Origin of the sequence: Desulfoluna spongiiphila (assembly GCF_900101345.1) — a bacterium.
GTDB lineage: Bacteria > Desulfobacterota > Desulfobacteria > Desulfobacterales > Desulfolunaceae > Desulfoluna > Desulfoluna spongiiphila.
Genome location: NZ_FMUX01000025.1, coordinates 67,516 through 88,431, shown reverse-complemented (window position 1 = coordinate 88,431; position 20,916 = coordinate 67,516). Strand labels below are relative to the sequence as shown.

At 58.7% G+C, this 20,916-nt stretch carries 12 protein-coding genes; 1 reads left to right on the top strand and 11 read right to left on the bottom strand.

Annotated elements, in window-relative coordinates; genetic code table 11:
* Positions 1-501 precede the first annotated feature (501 nt).
* The 11 genes from BLQ12_RS23915 to BLQ12_RS23865 all read right to left on the bottom strand — a co-directional run bounded on the left by BLQ12_RS23915 (position 502) and on the right by BLQ12_RS23865 (position 18,477).
* Entirely contained in the window at positions 502-1,509 is a 1,008-nt protein-coding gene (locus BLQ12_RS23915) for a radical SAM protein (RefSeq protein WP_092214977.1), read from the bottom strand.
* A 141-nt stretch (positions 1,510-1,650) separates the two neighbouring features.
* Positions 1,651-2,205 (bottom strand): cyclic nucleotide-binding domain-containing protein, encoded by a 555-nt coding sequence (locus BLQ12_RS23910; RefSeq protein ID WP_092214974.1) that lies wholly within the window; start codon positions 2,203-2,205, stop codon positions 1,651-1,653.
* 290 nt (positions 2,206-2,495) lie between these two features.
* On the bottom strand, positions 2,496-5,708 hold the full coding sequence (gene carB, locus BLQ12_RS23905) for a carbamoyl-phosphate synthase large subunit (protein WP_092214972.1): 3,213 nt from the start codon (positions 5,706-5,708) through the stop codon (positions 2,496-2,498).
* 234 nt (positions 5,709-5,942) lie between these two features.
* On the bottom strand, positions 5,943-7,079 hold the full coding sequence (gene carA / locus BLQ12_RS23900; protein WP_092214971.1) for a glutamine-hydrolyzing carbamoyl-phosphate synthase small subunit: 1,137 nt from the start codon (positions 7,077-7,079) through the stop codon (positions 5,943-5,945).
* A 305-nt stretch (positions 7,080-7,384) separates the two neighbouring features.
* Complete coding sequence (locus BLQ12_RS23895; RefSeq protein WP_092214969.1) at positions 7,385-9,727, bottom strand: FAD-dependent oxidoreductase; 2,343 nt, start codon at positions 9,725-9,727, stop codon at positions 7,385-7,387.
* Positions 9,728-9,732: 5 nt separating this feature from the next.
* Positions 9,733-11,370: a glutamate synthase-related protein gene (locus BLQ12_RS23890; RefSeq protein ID WP_092214965.1), complete on the bottom strand. Its 1,638-nt coding sequence runs from the start codon at positions 11,368-11,370 to the stop codon at positions 9,733-9,735.
* The gene (locus BLQ12_RS23885; RefSeq protein WP_092214962.1) at positions 11,334-12,464 is read right to left on the bottom strand and encodes a class II glutamine amidotransferase domain-containing protein; all 1,131 of its coding nucleotides are present in this window, start codon (positions 12,462-12,464) and stop codon (positions 11,334-11,336) included. Before BLQ12_RS23885 ends, BLQ12_RS23890 begins: the two co-directional genes overlap by 37 nt.
* Positions 12,465-13,719: 1,255 nt before the next feature.
* Positions 13,720-14,829, bottom strand: coding sequence for an aspartate-semialdehyde dehydrogenase (asd, locus tag BLQ12_RS23880; RefSeq protein WP_092214959.1), 1,110 nt, complete (start codon positions 14,827-14,829; stop codon positions 13,720-13,722).
* Positions 14,830-15,001: 172 nt separating this feature from the next.
* Positions 15,002-15,535, bottom strand: a complete 534-nt coding sequence (locus tag BLQ12_RS23875) for a tetratricopeptide repeat protein (RefSeq protein ID WP_175470038.1) — start codon at positions 15,533-15,535, stop codon at positions 15,002-15,004.
* Between the two features lie 541 nt (positions 15,536-16,076).
* Positions 16,077-16,997, bottom strand: a complete 921-nt coding sequence (prmA, locus tag BLQ12_RS23870; protein WP_092214953.1) for a 50S ribosomal protein L11 methyltransferase — start codon at positions 16,995-16,997, stop codon at positions 16,077-16,079.
* A 100-nt stretch (positions 16,998-17,097) separates the two neighbouring features.
* Positions 17,098-18,477 (bottom strand): radical SAM protein, encoded by a 1,380-nt coding sequence (locus tag BLQ12_RS23865; protein WP_254782108.1) that lies wholly within the window; start codon positions 18,475-18,477, stop codon positions 17,098-17,100.
* A gap of 385 nt (positions 18,478-18,862) precedes the next feature.
* On the opposite strand from BLQ12_RS23865, the gene BLQ12_RS23860 reads away from it, so the two are divergent.
* Positions 18,863-20,916, top strand: a 2,054-nt coding sequence (locus BLQ12_RS23860) for a DEAD/DEAH box helicase (RefSeq protein WP_254782107.1), incomplete at its 3' end; no start/stop codon positions are given.

The following is a 20,916-nucleotide window of genomic DNA, read 5'->3' as shown; positions in this document are numbered from 1 at the left end:
GAAAACGCACTGATGATACAGATTTGGACAGCACTTATCGCTATGTTGATCATCAAGTTCCTTCAGGCAAAATCAAAGTTTGGCTGGTCACTGTCAAATCTGGTTGCCTTTTTGAGGTGGAACCTGTTTACACACCGGGATTTGTGGGCCTGGATAGACCAGCCATATGATGTGCTACCACTTGAGCCTATGTCAGTACAGTTAATGCTCCCATTTACGTGAGTTGGACAGCAGGCAAAATAATGGGACCTGTTTTTCAAGAATTGAACAACATCTACTAATCACAGGGGACTCTCGAAGAAAATTATTCTTTGAGAGGCTATTTTGGACAGTAGTGTTATGACTTATAATTCTGTCAAGTTGTTTCTCCGGGAATCAACGGAAAAGCCTGTTAGGCTTACCGATCAGTCCCCCCATCTTCTGTGCGCCAAACTACCCGATGTGGTGGAAGGACCGTTTTTACCACCCAATACCTTGGGCCCGATTCCTCATTTCCCCTGCTCACTTCGGGGTGATCTCCTCCTTGAGCAGACAACAGGCGACGCGCCACTCCGGGGTCCCATTTTCTTTGTATACAATGTTTCCGGGCTGGATGATCCGGTTCATGACACACCCTTCGGCAATGGAGAGATCAAAGAGATCGGTCTCGTTGATGCGGGGGGCATCCTTGAGCTCGCCGTCCTCGATGACCATGGAGTGCACGGGAAAATCCTCGCACAGAGGACACCGGTAGACACGGCCGTTGGGAAAGAGAAAGAGGTTGTCTGCCACATGGCCCGCGCACTCGAAAGCCTCCCCCTCGTCCAGGAACACCTTGGGCCAGGTCACCTTGATTCCCCTTCGGGCCACCTCTTCGGCCACCGTAGGAACCACCTCCATCCAGTTGTCCCGGGTCACGCGCATGAGCCCTTCCTCTTCGGCCTCTTCCCGGGCCGAGTTGCCGCGGATCCCCAGCACCTGGATAAAAAAGTGGTTGACCCCCAGTTCTTCCAGGAGATCGGGCATCTGATCCAGTTCGTGGAGGTTGGCCCCGCTCACCGTGTAGATAAGGCTCGTGGAGAACCCCTTGGCCACCCCTTTTCGAATCCCCGCCATGCAGGTCTCCCAGGAGCCTTTGCCCCGAATGGGATCGTTGGTGGCGGCGGTGGCGCCGTCCAGGCTGAAGGAAAGAGCGTCCACCTCGGCAGGGGTCACCTTGTCGAGGATGTCATGGAACAGGTAGCCGTTGGTATCGATGGTGATGGAAGCATAGCCTAAAGCCCGGGCTTTTTTGATGGCCCTTGCAAGGTCGGGGTGCATGGTGGGCTCTCCGCCCAGAAAAATGATGTTGGCTTCTTTGGAGCGGTTTGCAAACAGGGCGAGCCACTCTTCGATGGTCTCGATGGGCAGGGTCTGGGTTCCGTGCTGGGTGGGATTGATGTAGCAGTGGCGGCAGGAGAGGTTGCAGGCCGTCAGAATATGGAAAAAGACGTTGGTGGCGTCTTTGGTAAAGGATACGGTCTTTCTCATGGTTTGTCCTTCTCATCCGGACCTTCAGGCAGGGGAGGAGATTCCCCCCGGCAATCTGCCGATCCGAACACGGACAAAACACGCGGCACAGGAAGAAATGCGTTCGCTCCCTAGCATCCCCGAAGCTGTCTCAGTCGGCCATCACTGCTGGGAGCCCTCGATGTGGCGCCTGATGATGACGTTCATTTTCTCTTCTCTGATGCGCTGAAGATCCTGTTTGGTCTTGATCAATTCTTCGTTGGTTGCCCGAAGGCGAATGGACATGTACTCGGCAAAGATGCGGTAGAGGAGCAAAAGAAAATCAAGGCGCTCGTCGTGATCGGCCCCGTCCCCTTCCAGTTTCTCCCCGGCCATGGTGTTGACGGCAATGCAGGTGGTTCGCCCGACGGCCGTCACCGTGGCGGAGCGTTTCAGGGAGTCGATGATGCGCATCTCCCCGAAGAGTTCCCCGATATTGCTCAACCGGGTAATCTCCACATCCTCCTTGGACACCCTGACGGAACCGGCCAGTAAAAAATAGAGCCAGGGATCCCGATCCCCCTCTTTGATGATCTTCTCACCGTCCTCGTACTCACGGATTTTACTCAGCTTCAAGAGTTTTCCGAGGTAACGGGTCTCGAAATTCTTCAAAGCGGGAATGCTCATGAGTTTCTGGATATTCTGGATATTATCCTTGAGATATCGCGTCTCGATCATGAAGCTTCCTGCCTCCTTTTACATAGAAATCCACTGTGGCCTCGTCGTCATCGCCGACACAATGTTCAAACTAATCCCTGTTTACAGATTATTCAATAAAAATTGTGACTATTCCGCTTATCTTTGCCTCCGGCGGCCCCGCCGAAAAACAGAGCCCCGAAGAACGAGGGGGTAACGCCCTGCGGTCATAAGCTTTCATGGTGGCTCACCGTACCGCCGGGGGCACCCTTTTTTGTCTTGTGTGGGGGGGAAGAAAGGCGCGGCATTTGCCGCGCCTTTCTGTGGCGGGATTAGCAGTGGTAATCCTGGAGGGCCTTAACCGCGCAACTCTCCTCTTTCAACCGGGCGATGGCACGGGCTACGGCCATGGCACCGGTGAGGGTCGTGGCAAAGGGCACCTTGAACTTCAGGGCCGCCCTGCGGATCTTGTACCCGTCGTGGGTGGTCTCGCTGGTGCCTGAAGGGGTGTTGATCACCAGCTGGATCTCATTATTTTTAATGGCATCCACCACGTGGGGGCGTCCCACGGAGACCTTGTTCACCAGCACGTTGGACACCCCGTTTTTCGTGAGGAAGTCCGAAGTGCCGCTGGTGGCCATGATGGTAAAGCCCAGGGCCTTGAACAGGGATGCCGTGGGCAGCATCTGCCCCTTGTCCCCCTCCTTGACGCTGATAAACACGGTGCCTTCCGTGGGCAGGTCGTCTCCGGAGCCGATCTGTGCCTTGGCGTAGGCAATGCCGAAGTCATCGCCGAGCCCCATGACCTCCCCCGTGGACTTCATCTCGGGCCCCAGCAGGGTATCCACGTGGGGGAAGCGGTCAAAGGGCATCACCGCTTCTTTTACCGAGATGTGGTTGGGCACGAACTCCTTCTCAAGGCCCACTTCCGCAAGGGTCTTGCCCAGCATCACCTTGGTGGCCAGCTTGGCAAACTGAATCCCGGTGGCCTTGCTCACAAAAGGAACGGTCCTTGATGCACGGGGGTTCACCTCAATGATATAGAGCTTGCTGTCCTTGATGGCGTACTGAACGTTCATCAGACCCACCACGCCGAGCTCCTTGGCCATGGCGCGGGTGGCCTCGTGGATCTCGTCGAGCAGGCGGTTGGGGATGCTCATGGGGGGGAGCACGCACGCCGAGTCGCCGGAGTGGATACCCGCCTCTTCGATGTGCTGCATGACCCCTGCGATGATGGTCTTCTCTCCGTCGGAGATGGCATCCACATCGAGCTCCACGGCATCTTCCAGAAACTTGTCGATGAGCACGGGGTGGCCCGGCGAGACCTCCATGGCCTCCCGGATGAAGCCTTCAAGGTCCGCTTCGGAGTAGACCACGCGCATGGCCCGGCCCCCCAGCACATACGAGGGACGCACCATGACGGGGTAGCCGATGCGTCGGGCCTCCACCAGGGCTTCCTCGTAGTTCATGGCGATGCCGCTCTCCGGCTGGGTCAGGTTCAGCTTCTTGAGCATGGCCTGGAACTCATCGCGGTCCTCGGCCCGGTGGATGCTTTCGGGCTGGGTGCCGATGATGGGCACGCCGGCGGCCTTGAGCCCCAGGGCAAGGTTCAGGGGCGTCTGGCCCCCGAACTGCACGATGACCCCATAGGGTTTCTCCTTCTCCACGATGTGCAGGACGTCCTCTTTGGTGAGGGGCTCGAAGTAGAGCTTGTCCGAGGTGTCGTAGTCGGTGCTCACCGTTTCGGGGTTGGAGTTGACCATGATGGACTCCACCCCCTCTTCGCGCAGGGCAAAGGAGGCGTGGACGCAGCAGTAATCAAACTCGATGCCCTGGCCGATGCGGTTGGGACCGCCGCCTAAGATCATCACCTTTTTGTTGTCGGAGACCCTTGCCTCACACTCCTCCTCATAGGTGGAGTAGTAATAGGGTGTGGCGGCCTCAAACTCGGCGGCGCAGGTGTCCACCAGCTTGTACACGGGCTTGATGCCCAGATCGTAGCGCCTTTTTCTGGCCCACTCCTCATCGGTGCCGGTGAGCACGCCGATCTGCACGTCGGAAAAACCATTGGCCTTGGCCCGCCTCAAAAGGTCGGCGTCGATGCCCTGTCCGGCGGCCTTCACCGTCTCTTCCATGTCGCAGATGCGCTTGATCTGGTGCAGGAACCAGGGGTCCACCTTGGTCATGGCAAAGATCGCCTCAAGGGAGATCCCCGCCTTCATGGCCTGGCGCAGGTAAAAGAGCCGCTTGGAGTTGGGGGTGACCAGGTGGTGCTCGATGTCGGTCTTGGAGAGCTCTTCCACCTCCCGGGCGTCGCTGCCCAAACCGAACCGCCCGATCTCCAAAGAGCGAATCGCCTTTTGCAAGGCCTCGGTAAAGGTACGCCCGATGCTCATGGTCTCGCCCACGGACTTCATGGCCGTGGTGAGGTAATCCTCGGTCTCGGGGAACTTCTCGAAGGTCCAGCGGGGAATCTTGACGACGCAGTAATCGAGGGTGGGCTCAAAGGCCGCGAGGGTTTCACCGGTGATGTCGTTTGTGAGCTCATCCAGGGTGTAACCCACGGCCAGCTTGGCGGCAATCTTGGCAATGGGGTAACCGGTGGCCTTGGAGGCCAGGGCCGAGCTGCGCGACACCCTGGGGTTCATCTCCACCACAATGATCTCGCCGTCTGCCGGGTTGATGGCAAACTGAACGTTGGAGCCGCCGGTGTCCACGCCAATCTCACGCAGGATGGCGATGGAGGCATCACGCAGCTTCTGGTACTCCTTGTCCGAGAGGGTCTGGGCCGGGGCCACGGTGATGGAGTCTCCGGTGTGGACCCCCATGGCATCGAGGTTCTCGATGGAGCAGATAATGACCACGTTGTCTGCCTTGTCCCGCACCACCTCCAGCTCGTACTCTTTCCACCCGAGCACGGACTGCTCCAGCATCACCTGGGTATTGAGACTCGCCTCAAGGCCCGCCTTGCAGAAGGCCTCGAGCTCTTCGGGGTTGTAGGCCACTCCCCCGCCGGTGCCGCCCAGGGTAAAGCTGGGCCGGACGATGATGGGAAATCCGATCTCGTCGGCCACCTCCCTCACCTCGTCTAAGTTGGTGGCAAAACCGCTTCGGGGAATGTTCAGGCCGATCTTGTTCATGGCGTTGCGGAACAATTCACGGTCTTCGGCCTTCTTGATGGTGGCCACGTCCGCCCCGATCATCTCCACCCCGAATTTTTCCAGAACCCCCATCTCGGCAACGCCGATGGCGGTGTTGAGACCGGTCTGGCCCCCCAGGGTGGGCAGGATGGCGTCGGGCCGCTCCTTTTCGATGATCTTGGCCAGGGTCTCCGGGGTCACCGGCTCGATGTAGGTGCGATCGGCCGTCTCCGGGTCGGTCATGATGGTGGCGGGGTTGGAGTTCACCAGCACCACCTCGTACCCCTCTTCCCGCAATGCCTTGCACGCCTGGGTCCCGGAGTAATCAAATTCACACGCCTGGCTGATGATGATGGGCCCGGCGCCTACAATCAATATTTTCTTTATATCGGTGCGTTTTGGCATGATCCCTTGCCTTTGTATTCTTTAAAAGGTGACAAACAGATTCTTGAGCAGTTGACGGATTTTTTCGTCTTTGTTGATGAGGCGTATCAACGCCTTGCCCCATGTCGAAGGAGTCCCACTGTGAAACACCCCCGGGCAAAGCCCGTAAGCGAATGTGACGCGGGCGAAAAGCGAGACCGCGGAGCATTCGCGAAGTTTTGGGTAAAAAAAAACAGGGCAACATGTGCCCTGTTCTTAAACAGTGAAACGTTCCATCATGGAAACAAACTCATCAAACAAGTACTGGGCATCGTTGGGGCCCGGGGACGCCTCCGGATGGTACTGCACGCTGAGCACTGGGTGTACCTTGTGTCTCAGACCTTCCACGGTGGAGTCGTTGAGGTTGATGTGGGAAACGTCCACATCGGCCATGGCAAGACTCTCCAGGTCGGCTGCAAATCCGTGGTTCTGACTGGTGATCTCCACCTTGTCCGTGGCGGTGTTCTGCACGGGCTGATTGCCGCCGCGGTGGCCGAACTTCAGCTTGTAGGTTTTTCCGCCCAGGGCGATGCTCATGATCTGGTGACCCAGGCAGATGCCGAAGATGGGACGGTACCCGATGAGGGCCTTGACGGTCTCCACGGCATAGATAACGGGTTCGGGGTCGCCGGGGCCGTTGGAGAGAAAGATCCCGTCGGGGTTCATGGCCTTGACGGTATCGGCGCTGGTGTTGGCGGGCACCACGATCACCTCACAACCTGCGGCTTCCAGGAGGCGAATGATGTTGAACTTGATCCCGAAGTCAAAGGCCACCACCGCTTTTTTCTCAGCACGGGCGGTGAACAGCTCGGCGCTTAAAGCCTCCTGGATAAACACCGGGGTGTCCTTTACCAGGCGGTAGGGCTTGTCCGTGGAAACCTCGCTTGCCAGGTCGCACCCCTCCATGGAGGGAAGGTTTTTGGCTTTTTCCACCAGGGCGTCGGGGCTTGCCACGTCGGTGGAGATGATACCGCGCATGGCGCCTTTGGTCCTGAGGTGCAGGGTCAGGGCCCGGGTGTCGAGTTCATCGATGCCCATGACGCTGGATGCCTTGAGGTAATCGGCAAGGCTCATGTCGGCCCGCCAGTTGCTGTAGTCGTCCTGGTACTCCCGGACGATGAGGGCAGAGGCCTGGATCCGTGAGGATTCCACATCCTCCCGGCTCACGCCGTAGTTTCCAATGAGGGGGTAGGTCATGGTGACCATCTGGCCTCGGTAGGAGGGGTCGGTTAAAATTTCCTGATACCCCGTCATGCTGGTGTTGAAGACAACCTCTCCACCCACCTCGCCGGGACCTGTAAAGCTGCGGCACGAAAAAATTCGTCCGTCTTCGAGGGCAAGCAGTGCTTTCATGAAAGGTGATTCCTTATTTGACAGGCGATGCGAAGGATGCCGAAGGGCGGTCCTGCATGGCCCGTCCATAATGCTTGAATCATGGTGATGATGGATAATGGATCCATCGTCATTACGGATCCTTGAAGGAGGGTTCTCCTTTGCCGGAGTCCGCGCGCAACTATCCCGCTTCTTACGCGGAAGGTAAAAAGCGGGATAGCTATAAACCAAATGGAAACTGTCAGCAGTCGTGTCGGGTGAAGAAAAGGGGCTATCTTGTCACCGTGACCCGGTGTAACACCGGGCCATGGCCGCAAGGCCACTTTTTACCCCATGGGCGTATTGGTGATCAGGGTCCAGATCCCACACGGGCAGGCATCGGCGCAAAAGCCGCAGCCGATGCAACGATCGGTCTTCACCACATACTCAAAAGGCGAGGTCGGGTTCCCCGTCTCGCGCCTTTCAATCGCCTCTTTGGGGCACAAGGTAGCACAGATCCCACAGTCTCTGCAACTCCCACATGACGAACATTCGGATCCGCAGGTCTGGAGGTCCTCAAACACAGAGAGCCTGGGATCGAAATAGGCCATGTTCATGCGGTCCTTGGCGATCACCTCCCGGGGGTCCCGTCCGGCCGGACGCTTGCCGCGGCTGATGGCATCGATGGTCTCCGCCGTTCGCCTGCCTGCGCCGATGGCGTCGGTTATGAGCCCCAGCCCCGTGATGTCGCCGATGGCAAAAATCGACGGGTCCGTGGTCTGACCGTTCTCGTCCACCGAGACATACCCGTTTTTGGCGATGGTGACGCTTCTGGGCAGAAACTCCGCATCGGCCATGTCCCCGATGGAGAGGATCACCGTATCGGCGTCAAGGAGTTCCCCGTCTGTAAGGAGCACGCCCTTGTCCGTGATCTCCCGGGTAAAGCAGGGCCACTTGAACTTGGCCCCGGCCTTTTCGGCGGCCTCTTTCTCTTCGCCGAAGGCGGCGGGTTCCTGGATGTCGATGAGGGTGACATCCTCAGCCCCGCAGCGCACGGCCTCGGTGGCGGCGTCACAGGCGGAGTTGCCCGCACCGATGATCACCACCTTTCTGCCCGGCTTGGCCTTGTTCTCCTTGGCCTCGGCCAGAAAATCGTTGCCGGTGACCAGGCGCTCTTTTCCGGGGATATCGAGCATGCGGGGTTTCTGGGCCCCTGCGGCCATGACGATAAAGTCGTTGTCCGCCTTCATCCGATCGAGCTCCACCGCGGACAAGGGCTGCTGGAGATGGATGTGGGGCAGAATCTCGCTGATGCGAGAAAGCTCCGCATCCAGGACCTCTTTGGGAATCCGGCTCTCCGGGATCACCGAGGCGATCTTTCCGCCCAGGGTGGGGGCGGTGTCGTAGACCACGGGATCATGGCCGGCCATGCGCAGCTGCCAGGCCACGGAGACTCCGGCGGGCCCGCCGCCGATGACCGCCACCTTGCGACCGGACACCTCCGGCACGCTGGGTACCTGGGCCGCAATGCTCGCCTTGCCCAGCTGCTTGATGTCGATGGAGGGCATAAAGGCCGACTGCTTGGTGCAGGCCGCCATGCAGGGGTTGGGGCAGAGGTAGCCGCACACCGTTGCGGGAAAGGGCGTGTAGTGAAGGGCCAGTTCCACGGCCTCGTCCACCAGACCGTTTCGCACCAGTCCCCAGCGCTGCTGAACGGGAATACCCGAGGGACAGGCCCCCTGGCAGGGTGCCACGTACTTCTGGTTCTCCCACACCGGCACAAAACGCCGCATCTCTCCGGTGGTGATGACGGGGACATGGCTCATGTCCAGGTCGGTAAGGTCCCCGATGAGTCCCCCCTCCCCCAGCTCGCTGTCCCACACCTCACGGCGAAAGGAGGCCATGGACCGGGTTGCGCTTCCCATCTTCTCCTGGGGAGTCCGGGCCACGATGAGCTGCCAGTCGTCGCGACGGGCCAGCTTGGTGTAGGCGTCCTCTTTGCCGATACGGGCAAGAAAGGCCTTCAGGTTCGTTGCAAGCCACTCCCACTCCTCATCGGAGATGGGGGCCATGCGGGCGTCGCCCTGGCTGTAGCCTTTGATGGGGCCCCGGAAAAAGACCCGTCCCCCCACCATGCCCACCAGGGGGCGGTAGCCGAGGACGTTCTCTTCGTTCTGGGGATCCCAGCCGCAGACCACGGCGGTGCCGCCAGCCATGAACTCGCCGAAATAGTCACCGGCCGACCCCAGCACCCAGAGTTCAGGGGGTTCGAACCGGGGGTTCTCCTTGGTCATGGTCATGCCGCGGGCGCCGATGTTGCCGCATACGGACACACGGCCCTGGGCCATGGCGTTGCACGCGCCGTTGGAGGCGTTGCCGTGGACGATGATCTCGGCCCCGGCGTTGAGCCAGCCGATGTCGTCGGAGGCTGCGCCCATGATTTCGATGGTCGTGTTGGGAAATCCCATGGACCCGGTCCGCTGACCGCAGGTGCCGGTGATCCTGACAGAGACCTTCTCATCACCGGCGCCGTGAAGGCGGCCGCCGATGCCGTGCTGCCCTAAGGCATCCACCTCAATCTGTCGGTACCCTTTGGCGACGGCCTTCTGGATCTTCTCCTCCATCTGGCGCGAAGCAATGCGGGTTCCCTCTTCCTTTCCATGGATGGTAATTTTCGTCTTGCTCTTCATGTCGGTTACACCATGTATTTGATATCGAGACGTTCTGCCGCGTCGCGGTCGTCAATCCCCAGGGCATCGGACATGCCGATGGGCAGGGAGGTGGATCGGCCAAGGGGTGCGATGATCTTTTTGAGCTCGGTGTCAAAAGAGACATACATATCCACCACGCGCTGGGCCACATGCTCCGGGTCGAGGCGACGGTAGAGCCTGGGATCCTGAGAGGTGATCCCCTTGGGACAGATCCCCAGGTTGCAGACATTGCACCGGTCGGCCTCGGAACCGACACAGCCGGCTGCCGCCTGCATCACGTACTTGCCCGTCTGCACCATGCTGGCCCCCAGCATGATGAGGGAGGCCGCGTTGGCCGCCAGGTTCCCGTTCTTGCCGATGCCGCCGCCGGCAGACAGGGGCAATTCGTTCTCCATGCCGATCTCCACCAGGGTCTTGTAGCAGTCCCGTAAGCTCGATGCGATGGGGTGCCCCATGTGGTTCATGGAGACATTGTACGCCGCCCCGGTGCCCCCGTCTTCCCCGTCGATGGCAAGACCCGCCGCGTAGGGGTTTCGGGTGAGGTTGTTCAAAACCGCAAGGGAGGTGGAAGACGCCGAAATTTTGGGGTACACCGGCACCCGGAAGTTCCAGGCCATGGACATGGACTGGATCATCTTGGCCACGGACTCCTCAATGGAGTACTGGGTCTGGTGGGTGGGCGGACTGGGCAGGCTGACCCCGGTGGGGACGCCGCGGATGGCCGCAATCAGTTTATTGACTTTATGCCACATCAAGAGACCGCCATCGCCGGGCTTGGCGCCCTGGCCGTACTTGATCTCGATGGCGCAGGGATCCACCTTCATCTCGGGGATGGCGTGGATGATCTCGTCCCAGCCGAAGTAGCCGGAGGCCACCTGGAGGATGACGTATTTCAGGAACTCGGAGCGCAGCAGGCGCGGAGGGCAACCGCCCTCACCGGTGCAGATGCGCACGGGCATGCCCAGCTCTTCGTTCAGGTAGGCCACTCCCATCTGAAGCCCTTCCCACATGGTGGGGGACAGGGCGCCGAAGCTCATGCCGCCGATGACAAGGGGATAGATCTCCCGCACCGGGGGGACCCACTCGCCCTTCATCTGGCGCTGGATCTGCTCCTTGGGAGGCAGCACCCGGCCCAGAAGGGTCTTGATATCAAACTCGTGGCGCCCGGCATCCAGGGCCGGGTCCGTGAGCATGGAGATACGGGTAAACTTGATCCGATCGAGGATCCCTGCGCCTTCGGACTTCCTGCGACCGCCCCGCTTCAGGGGCTGACCGCCCTGGTCGGTGTGGTAGCGCTGCTTGTCCGCTTCGTCGTTTCGCCTCGGAAGGATGGCGTCGTTGGGGCAGACCTGGGAGCACATGGCGCAGCCGATGCAGGCGTGCTTGGGCTCGGTCTTCTGACGAATGCCGTAGAACAGGGAGAAGCGGTTCTCCACCTTGCCGCTGAGCCCCATGGGGATGTCGACGCGCCGTTTGCGGAAGACCCCCAGCTCAAGGGCCTTGACGGGACAAACCGCCGTGCACTGACCGCAGAGGGTACAGGCATCCTTGTTCCAGTCGATCTGCCAGTACAGATCCTTGATGCTTAATGAGGAAGGTGTAATCGTTCCGTTTGCCGACATATCTGAACCTCCTGACGATCGGGACCCACAATGGCCGTGTCGAGATACATGGGTTGAAAATCTTTGGACTTGTCTCGGTCGGGAATGGCTGAATCCAGGCCGCAAATCTCAGACGAGTAGGCGAAGATTCCGGGCCGTCCCCCGATGACCCCGGGGCGCAGCTTCTTTCTGTCCTGCACCATAAACAGGCTGTGGTCCGGGAGGCTCCCGATGACACAGTTGGGCCCGTCGATGATCAGGCGCCTGCAGGTGTGCTTCAGCTGGGTGAGCAGGTCGCTGTTGGCATGGGAAGCCAGGGCCTCTCCTGCAAGGGGGGTGATGATGTGCTTGTAAAACTCCAGCCCCAGGCCCAGCTCTTTTTGCATGTAATGTAAAATATGGGTGAACACCTCGGAGTCGGAGTTGAACCCCATGTACCCCTCAAAGCCCCTCTTCTGCAGAAATTCCCGGATGGGAATAAAGGCGGTGTTCTCCCCGTTGGTCATGGTGGAGAAACCCTGGACGAAGAAAGGGTGGCAGGCGTACAGGTTGATGGCGTAGTTGGTGTTCTGGCGCCCCTGGGCCATGATGATGCGGGCCTGGATGTCGTTGGCGTCGAGCTTCAGGTACCGACCCACGGTGAGGGGGTCCCCGATCTCTTTGATCATGATGACATCGGGCCAGAAGGAGAAGACAATCATGTCTTTTTCCTCTTCCCCCATGGCGCGGAGCTCCAGGCGGATGCGGGTAAGCTCCACCTGCTTTTTCTCCCAGCTCCAATCCTCCCACTCCTCGGGGTATTCGTAAGCGCGGATCAGGTAGATGTCCCGCTTGGGAACCCCTTCAGGGGGGGTCTTGTCGAGTTTGAAGGAGATCTTGTATTTGGTGATAAAGCCTTTTTCCATCATCTTGACGTCAAGGCGACGGAGTCCCGCCTCGGTAAAAATTCCCGAGAGGATGGGGGCATCCTTCATGGTTTCAAACGGGCCGCCGAGGTCCCTTAAAAAGAGCCCGACCCCGGAGCCGTCATGGCCTTCCCGCATCACATCCAGAGCCTCAAGGGCCACCATGGGCGACACGGGATCTTCGCTGGTGATTGCAAACAAACGACACATCTTTGTTTCTCCTTACACGGGTGCGAATCCATATCTCACACGAGAAAAGACCCCTTCACGCCAAGGGCAGCAGCCTCTGCGCGTAAAATGATCTGAAGATTTTTTTCAAACGACCACCCCTTGTCCCACGTCGGTCCGTTCCCGGCTTGACCGGTGCAAAAGGCACGGGGTCACCTCTCATCATGCCCCCCCTGTCCGGCTCAGCCCCCTTACGATCCGACGACCGTAAGACAAAGGAGGAGTCAAAAGCCACCACTCCCTGTGGGGCGGCTTGTTGCCGTCCTGCCGGGAAACACCGCAAGGTGGTATGCATGAGATAAACCAGGTATAGGTTTCGCAAAAGCCATCGTTGGGATGCTCTTCCAAAACCGTCCATCGTGGGTGGTAAATCGGTATTATTACCGAACTCCAACAAGAAAAGCAATAATTTTAGTTTATTAGACAGATATATCAGATATCAGATACAAAATAGACCGATTCAACGATCGTGATGAATTCCGCCTTACGAAGCCGGCGAAAGGCGACATTGCGGGATTTCCCCATTTTTTGATAGGGAATCTGAAAAAAACGCATTCGCAACAGTTAAAGTGACGATTTCCCGCTGATATTGTACATATCAGATACATCACGAGCCTCTTTCACCCCCAGGCCTTCTGCCCTGGAGCAGGGATTTTATGTGACCGCAGGATGCTCTTCAGGATCCCAGAGGGCTCAGAGAAAAAACAAAAAGGGGCCTCCGGCAGGTCGCTTTTAGAAAAAAGCGCCGCAAAAACATTCCCGTTGCATGTCCGTTACGTTTGAAACAGTCGGCTCGTCGACACCCTTCGGCCAGCCCACGTTGCTCATAAGACCTGTTTGTCAAACTTTTTAAACGTTTGGCCGCCGGAGGCATTGTTACCCGGACTGCCTTCCAGGGTTAAAGAGCATGGAAAAGCCTGCCTTCGGCGGCCAAGAGAGCGAATACTTTCATAAGACCACCCCAAACCTGTTTGTCAAACTTTTCAAAAGTTTGGCCCCCGGCAGGGCCGCCGGAGGCTGCTTTTTAAAGCCCCAGATTGGCCGCCCCATAAAACAAAAAACCCCCGGCGTAACCGCCGGGGGCAAGATGAATCGGAAAGGGAGCTTGAGGCGCCGGGGCCGGATCCCTCCACGGGCAAGGCCCGTGAGCAGCAAGGATGCGCCCTGGGATCCCGCCTGGGCCGCTGCTGAGTATTCCGGGCAGCGACCTGGCAGGCAAAGGCCGAAAGGGCTTTTATCAGGCGGAGAGTTTCTCCACGGCAATCCCCAGCATGCGGCGCACGGGCTCGGCAGCTCCCCAGAGGAGCTGGTCGCCCACGGTGAACAGGCTGATGACGCCGGGGCCGAGGTTCATCTTTCGGATGCGGCCCACAGGCACGGTGAGGGTCCCTGTGACGGCCGTGGGGGTAAGATCTTTCAAAGTGGCTTCCTTGGTGTTGGGAACCACCTTCACCCAGTCGTTGGCCGATGCCAGAAGGCGTTCCACCTCGGCAATATCCAGGTCGTCCTTGAGCTTCAAGGTGATGGCCTGGCTGTGACAGCGCATGGTACCGATGCGCACGCAGATGCCGTCGATGGGCACCGGGGTCTCGTTTTCCAGGATCTTGTTGGTTTCGGACACACCCTTCCACTCTTCCCGGGTCTGGCCGTTGTCCATGGGGCTGTCGATCCAGGGGATGAGGCTTCCGGCAAGGGGGGCACCGAAGTTGTCCGTGGGAAAGGCATCGGCTCGCATGGTGTCTGCCACGGCGGTGTCCACGGCGGCCACGGGGCCATCGAGAATGGGCTGGGCCGCGTCGTTGATGGCGCCCATCTGGGAGACCAGCTCTTTCATGTTTTTGGCACCGGCTCCGGAGGCCGCCTGGTAGGTCATGGTGGAGAGCCACTCCACCTGGCCTGCCTCAAAGAGGCCACCCAGGGCCATGAGCATAAGGCTCACCGTGCAGTTGCCGCCGATAAAATCCCGGATGCCCGAGTCAAAGCCCTTGTCGATGACCTCCCGGTTCACGGGGTCCAGGACGATGATGCTCTTTTCGGACATGCGCAGGGCAGAGGCCGCATCGATCCAGACACCGCTCCATCCGCCGTCACGGAGCTTGGGGTGCACCGTCTTGGTGTAATCGCTGCCCTGACAGGAGACGATGATGTCCATCCCTTTCAGGATCTCCACATCAAACCCGTCCTGAAGCACGGGGATCTCTTTTCCGATGTCCGGTCCCTTCTGACCCGCCTGGCTGGTGGTGAAAAAAACCGGCTCGATATTCTGAAAATCATTTTCCGACCGCATTCTCTCCATGAGAACCGACCCGACCATTCCTCTCCATCCGACGATACCTACCTTCACCATGATTTTCGTGCTCCTTCGATATGTTTGAATAACGATCAGTTCGGGTCATCAGACGATATGCCTGCAGGGCCTTACCCCACCTGCAAAGCCGCATACACTGACCGTTGTGGCGTTACATCGCCCAGGCCGCCGCGATGTGCGCCTCAACGAATGCATCTAAATGTTAGGTCTATCAATCCATGCCCTGGATGGTCCGCAACAGCCTCGGGGCCAGGGGAGACCCGGCCCGGTGCAGCTTCCGGTAAATCTCAAGGGCTTTTTCAATCTGGGCTGTTTCGTCGTAGGCCATGCCCAGCCGGAAGGTGGTGGGCAGGTCATCGGGTTTCAGCAGAGACGCCTGATAAAAAGCGGAAAGGGCCCCGAAGTAATCCCCACTCTCCTCCTGGAGGTTGCCGAGGCGATAATGGATCTCCCAGCTCTCCGGGTGACGCGTTGCCCCCTTTTTCAACACCCCCACGGCCCTCCAATGCTTCCTGAGCTGAAGATAACAGTCGCTCAAAAGCAGGGTCGCCGACTCATCGCTTTCCTTTTCCACCTCCAGGGACTGCTTCAATACCTTCGAGGCATCCTTGAAGTGCTCCTTGCCGTACAGGGTCTTTCCCTCCTCAAAGAGGGGCCCGGCGTACAAGGCGGAAGACCAGCCGGCAACCAGAAAGGCCGCCAGCCATATGCACACCCACCTGCGATTCCCACGGGATTTCATCATGGCTCTTTCCATCCGTTCGATGATCCGGTTCACATCATGTCACCGCCCCTTGAATGCAGAAGAGCATCCGCAGATATCGACAAAGCCATATCGCTTGGTCAACACGTTGCGTGGTCATCAGTAAAGATGTCGGCGATTCTCAAGGAAGCATTTCCCAGCGGCGAGGTACATACGATAAAGATCTTATAGATAAACACAAAACATCAAGAAACGGCAAGCTATTCCTGACGGCCCTTTTGTTTTAAGGCATGGCCCCCGGGACAAAGGGAACGAAGAAACAGGAGCAAAACACCATCAGGGCCCCAGAATATACTGGCCTGCATGGCCTCCGGCGGCAAGGTGTGCCACCTTGAAAGCAGGTAGCGGATGCGTTTTGCCCCTCGTTCCTCGAGGTCAAATCACATCCGCATCTAAAACGACATTCATTCAAATGGCCTCACCCCGAGGAACGAGGGATGAGGCCAGTCGCAACCTGGGGTTCAGGGGATCATCCCCTGACCGCCGGAGGCGTTTTATAAGCAACGTATGGTGTGTGTTGCCCTTACGCTTTTTTCTTTGCCACCATCACGAGCCAGGATTCTTCGGCGTGGCTCTCTGTCAGGACAAACCCGGTCTCTTCAAGGCGGGCTTCCACCATGGGGCCCTTTTCCTCCAGGATCCCGGACAGGATCACCAGGGAGTCGTCGTGCACCACCTTGTGGATATCGCCCAAAAGCTCCACCACCACCTCGGCCAGGATATTGGCCACCACCAGGTCGTAGGCTTTTCCCGCCTGGGAGATAAGGTCGGCACAGATGACCGAAAAGCCTTCCGGCACACGGTTGAGGGCAAGGTTCTCGGCGGCCGTCTCAACAGCCACGGGGTCGTTGTCCACCCCAAGGCCCTCTGTTGCCCCGCAGAGGCTGGCTGCCACCAGCAGAATGCCGGAGCCGGTTCCCACATCAAGGACCGTCATCCCCTCTTTGGCGTGATGCTCGATCATCTCCACGCAGAGGCGCGTGGTGGGGTGGGTGCCCGTGCCGAAGGCCATACCCGGATCAATGGAGATTACCTTTTCGCCCTCGGCGGGTTCGTACGCTTCCCAGGTCGGACGCACCACAAAGTTCTTGGTAAGATGCACCGGCTTGAAGTTCTCTTTCCAGGACTCGTTCCAGTCCGTCTCGGGAAGGGTATCGGTGGCAACGTCACAGGCGATGCCCGTCCTCTGTTTGAGGGCCTCAAGACGTCCTTTCAGGTCGTTTACCGCATCCCCTTCGCTTCCGTCCATGGACAGGTAGCCGGTGACGGCGTACTCGGTGTCCTGGCTGTACCCACCCGGATCCCAGCCCTCCACGGGTTCGACGTCGGGAAGGGTAACGGAAACCGATCCGATCCCCACCGCAGAAAATTCCTCGGCGATGAGCTCATCGGCCGGAAGGTCCCCGCAGGGACTGTAGGTAACGCGTATCTCAAGCCATGACATGGCGTGTGTCTCCTTTAGTGTGGCAGGGGTTCGGGCGTGCACACGGCAAGGCGCCGTTCCGAACCGACTGTTATCGTGGGTGCTCTTTGGCTGGCCGGCGTTATCCCCGCTTCTTTTTTGCCCGCTGCTTTGCCTGTTTCACAGGCTGCCTGAGGATGTTCCGGCCCCCCGGCCTTGTTTCGTACATCTCCCGGGAGGGGTTGAAGTAACCGTGCTTGAGCTTTGGAAACCGTTTTTCCAGTTTCATGATCATGCGCCGAATCCCCACGGGCAAGCCGACAGGACCGGCCTCCTGCATCAAGTTGTAGTATCTCAAGGGGTCAAAGTTCAGGTTGCGCCACTGGATCAGGTCCACGGCGTTGGCCTCAACAAATTCGTTTAAGGCCTCCACCTCCTCGATACAGTCGGTGACCCCGGGCAGGTTGAGGTAGTTGATGGCTTTGTAGGCCCCGTGTTTATTTGCCACGGAAAAGCTCTCCACCACGTCTTCAAAACAGTAGCCGTTGGGCCTGAAATACGCGCTGTAGATCTCTTTTCTCACGCTGTTCATACTCACCCGGATGGAGTCGAGCCCTGCTGCAAACAGACGATCCAGCACCTTGGGCAGGCTGCCGTTGGTGTTCATGTTGATGGTGCCGGAGCTGTTTTTGGCGCGGATCAGGGCAATGGCGGGCTCGATGACGTCGGCTGCAAGGAGGGGGTCCCCCTCGCACCCCTGGCCAAAGCTCACCACCCCGTTCGGTACCCTCTCAAAATGGGTGAGGGCCACCTCACTGATCTCTTCGGGGGTGGGGGTAAAATCGATGCGGTCCTGGCAGGACGAAAGGGAGGCACTGCTCTGAAAGGAGATGCACCCAAGGCACCGGGCATTGCACTGGCGTGAGGTGGGCAGCGGGGCTTCGCACCTGCCGAGATACAGGTTCTTAGCCGCAGGGCACCCGTAGGTCAGGGCGCAGCGCTCCAGGTGTCGGAAAAGGCGGTTGTCGGGAAACCTGTCACGCATGTCCTCCACCCCTTCCTTCACCTTGGGGATGGGCATGAGACGAAGCTCCTGGCGCTCTTCGGCATCCACCCTGAAGGAGGCGGTTCGAAACCCCTCGTCGTACCAGCCCACGGCGCAATACGAAAAGAGGGGAAGGGGCTCTGCACCCTCCACTTCCTCGGCTGCGGCCTGGGCGGTGTTCACGTACCCCGGGGAGTTAAAGGCCGCCACCGGGAAAATACGCTCTTCGGGATTGTACGGATTGTGGGAAAGGCTCTCCACCACCCCCTCTTCCATGTTCCAGACCAGGGCGTACCGGTCGGGAAGCCTCATGAGCTCCCCGCCGTCCGGCATGAACAAGGTCTCCCCCACGGTGAGGGGTATGAGCATCTCTCCGCATCGCCCCACAGCACCGTAGCCTTCGAGATCGAAAATTTCCCCTTTCTCGTTTGCCACCAGGGCGGTCACCAGCCTCTCTTTACCATGCGCTCTTACCACTGGAATTGTTTCCCGTTATCTATTATATTTAAAAGGATTTATCAAAAATATTGCCTAAATGGGCCTCTTGCCTGTATATAAGGTACATCCTAAAGCGGGATGCCCTGTTTGTAACACAAAGCATCGGGGCGTCAAACCGTCTTTTTTTCACAGGATGACCGCTCCGATTACCCCCACCGAAGGATTTGTGATGCCGGCAGGCCGCACCCGCATCCGCCCCTCGACGAAAGGGATGAGCATTACGTCTCATCAGAATCAGAGCCATCCTAAACGATCAGGGCACGACTCCCCGAGCCACACGTACGCCTGACTATACGCACCGTGGCCATGGTCTCAATCACCAATCACACGCAACATAACTGAAACGATTTGGGAAGAAATACGATTGATACGAAACCTATTTAAACGCATAGCGGAATTTGTCACAGGATCGAGCAAGGACGACGACTCGTCAGCCATACCGTTCGCGGAACTCTCACGCAAAAAAGCGGAAGAACAGGCAAAAAAAGAGCGGGCTGAGCGAAAACGACGCCCCCGGGACAAGAAGAGCACCGACCCCAAAAGGGAGGCGGCCAAGCCCAAACGCGGTGACACCCGGCAACGCTCCAAGGGAAATGGGACCAAGCAATCCCCTGCCAGACGCGCCACCGAAGGCCAGAAACCCCGCGCGGAAAAAGCACCCAGCCGGAATGGCCGAGGCTCCCAGACCCAACGCCCCGAACGAGAGACCCTTGCCAAAAAAGAGGCCCCCCAAAAAAACGGGGCCCCCAAGCAGCCGAGAAAACCCGCCTGGAAACTCGAGGATTTCCAGGTTCCGGAAAAAGAGGGAGAGGTCCGGTTCCACGACCTTGATCTTCCCGTCAAGCTCATGCAGGGCATTGCCGACTTAGGCTTTCAGTACGCCACCCCCATTCAGGCCGGGTGCCTGCCCGAGACCTTGAAAGGCCGGGACGCCATTGGCAAAGCCCAGACCGGCACCGGCAAAAGTGCGGCCTTTCTCATCACCATCATCAACCACATCGCCAAAAACCCCATGCGCGGCGGACCCGAGCGCAGCTTTCCCCGAGCCCTGATCCTCGCCCCCACCCGTGAGCTGGCCCTTCAAATCGAAAAGGACGCAAGGGCCCTGTGCAAGTTCACCCCGTACACCATTGTCTCCCTGTTCGGAGGCACCGGCTACGAGAAACAGAAAAAAGGCATGGCCGGCTCCGTGGATATCATTGTGGCCACCCCGGGCCGTCTCATCGACTTTAAAAACCAGAGACTGGTGGACCTTTCCCGTGTGGAGATCCTGGTCATCGACGAAGCAGACCGCATGCTGGACATGGGCTTTATCCCCGATATCCGCAAAATCGTCTACGCCACCCCCCACAAGGAGCAACGCCAGACCCTCTTTTTCAGTGCCACCTACTCCAGCGATGTCATGCGCCTGGCCGAGCAGTGGACCCGAGATCCCCACCACATGGAGATCGAACCCGAAACCGTGGAGTCCGCATCTGTGGACCAGAAAATTTTCCTGGTCACCACCGATGAGAAGTTCCCCCTCCTCTACAACCTCATCATCGGGAAAAAACTCACCAAGGTTTTGGTCTTCACCAACCGAAGAGACCAGGCCCGAAACCTTGCAGAAAGGCTCAACAAGCTTAAAATCAAAGCCGACCTCCTCTCAGGAGAAGTAGCTCAGAACAAGCGCATCAAGGCCCTGGAAGATTTCAGGTCCGGTAAGGTTGAGGTACTTGTGGCAACGGATGTGGCAGCCCGAGGGCTTCACATCGATGAAATCAGCCACGTCATCAACTACACCCTCCCCCAGGATCCCGAGCACTACGTCCACCGTATCGGACGAACCGGCCGTGCCGGTGCCACGGGTACCTCGGTGAGCTTCGCCTGTGAAGACGACTCCTACTACATCCCGGCCATCGAAGAACTCCTGGGCCACAAACTTAGCTGCGAATACCCCGCAGACGAACTCCTCCAGGAGGTTAAGTCGCCTGCACGTAACCAGCGGCAGCAACGGCCTCAACGCTCCCGAAAACCCCAGGCTCCGCGAAACGATCAGAACGAGGCGGGGACCGATACAGACATGCCCGACCTTGAGTCTGCTCCGGCTGAGGACGCTCCCCGAGAGGAGACCCCTCGCCGGGAATCACGCAAACCCAGACACACACCGCGTTCCCATAAAAGCGCAGCTCCCAAGGGACAGGCACCGCACTCCCCCTGGCTCGATCCCATTGCCATGGAAGAGATCCCGGAAGATGACGACACCCTGACCCAGGACAGGGAAACACCTGTGGAGCCCAAACCCCGCAAGGAACCTGTTTCTAAGACCAAGCGCAGGGAAGCTCCCATGCCCGAGCGTGAGGAAGCTCCCATGCCCGAGCGTGAGGAAGCCCCCATGCCTGAGCGTGAGGAAGCCCCCATGCCTGAGCGTAAGGAAGC